Origin of the sequence: Blautia sp. 210820-DFI.6.14, assembly GCF_020558815.1 — a bacterium.
Classification (GTDB): domain Bacteria; phylum Bacillota; class Clostridia; order Lachnospirales; family Lachnospiraceae; genus Blautia_A; species Blautia_A obeum.
Genome location: NZ_JAJCKS010000073.1, coordinates 1 through 1,485, shown reverse-complemented (window position 1 = coordinate 1,485; position 1,485 = coordinate 1). Strand labels below are relative to the sequence as shown.

At 35.8% G+C, this 1,485-nt stretch carries 3 protein-coding genes; all 3 read right to left on the bottom strand.

Translation table 11 applies throughout. The features are described from left to right. Nucleotides 1-634: ParA family protein (locus tag LI112_RS17735; RefSeq protein WP_227191201.1), on the bottom strand; the 634-nt coding region annotated here is incomplete at its 3' end. A 23-nt stretch (nt 635-657) separates the two neighbouring features. Beyond that, nucleotides 658-834, bottom strand: a complete 177-nt coding sequence (locus tag LI112_RS17730; protein ID WP_005426617.1) for a hypothetical protein — start codon at nt 832-834, stop codon at nt 658-660. After that, on the bottom strand, nt 834-1,292 hold the full coding sequence (locus LI112_RS17725) for a DUF6075 family protein (RefSeq protein ID WP_015541251.1): 459 nt from the start codon (nt 1,290-1,292) through the stop codon (nt 834-836). The genes LI112_RS17730 and LI112_RS17725 overlap by 1 nt, the downstream gene beginning before the upstream one ends. Between the last annotated feature and the right edge of the window lie 193 nt (nt 1,293-1,485).

Sequence of the window (1,485 nt, the reverse complement as noted above, 5' to 3'; positions counted from 1 at the left end):
TAATCTCTGCTCCATAAGCATCTCGTACTGCCTGCTTATTTCTCTTTGAATTATTATAATGACTGCTATCCATTGTAAACAGAATCCCTTCAATCTGTAAATCAGGATTAAATCTCTGATGAATGCCTTTCACAACTTTCAGTAATTCCATGAGGCCATCTGCCGCATAATATTGAGGCTGCACCGGAATCAAAACGCTATCAGCTGCACTTAACGCATTAATTGTCATCATTCCCAATGAGGGCATACAATCAATCAGGATATAGTCATAATCATTTTCCAAAAGTTCCAAATATTCCTTTAAAACTTTTTCTCTGTCCTCTACCGTGAATAATGACATGTCCATTCCCGAAAGAAGTTTATTAGATGGAATTACATCTATTCCTTCCTCATGGTGTAAAATTGCTTCCCTGGGATCAAATTCTAATCCCATAATGATATTTTCCATCATTGTTTTCAATGTTACCCTTAAGTTCTTTGGAAAACCAAGTCCCATTGTCAAATGTCCCTGTGGATCAGCATCTATCAGCATTACACGTTTTCCAACCTTAGACAGTCCTACTCCAAGATTAATAGTTGTTGTAGTCTTTGCTACTCCACCTTTTTGATTTGCGATTGCGATTATTTTGCACATGATATAATTCTCCTGTATTTCTACTATTTTTTATTTACATTACTTTTTTCAATTTCAGCATAAGCTCTATAATATTTGCTCGTCCCTTTATTGGAATAAAGTTCCGATAATTCCATAACTTCAATTTTAGGATGACGCTGCAGGATTTTCTGAAACCATGCAATATCATTTTTTGTTCCCATCAGTCTCACTTTCAGCATTAATCTATTCCTCCAAGCATGGCATGTAACTTTTGATTGTACACTACATATTCCGGATAACGGATCTGTACTGCCTGCCAAAAATATGGTGCATATGCACAGCAGAAGATATCCTCTACTGTATACTGTCTGCACTCGTTTACCTGTTCCTCTGCATCTTCATAATCCCAAACGCTTGGCGTGCTGTTACAGTACAGATTAAATGCCATCCTTACCACTTTTAAGCTACCGCTTGTCTGCCATCCTTCATGTAAACATTTCGTTTTAACAGACCCCGTTTTAAAATTATAAATTCTGTCAGCATTTTTTCTGGTATCTCCATTAATACCCAGACAATAACACAATGCCTTATGGTACACATCCTGATACCGTACTTCTTGTAATTTTTCATAGTAGAATTTTTCATGTGCATCACTGATAAAAATAATGTTTTCTGCTCCTAACGCTGTACTTTTCATTTTGAACCTCCTTGAAATAAAAAAGGGCCTTACCAATTGTTCTACCAATTAATAAGGTCATACTATATGTTACTTTTCTAAATTCGTGCTAGGGATTCCTCTCTTTAGTAAAAACTTAGTAAAACATCCCTACTGGTTCAAAAATATACTGTAAAATCAAGGTTTTTCAGAATTTTGCTAAGGTAGTGCCGTG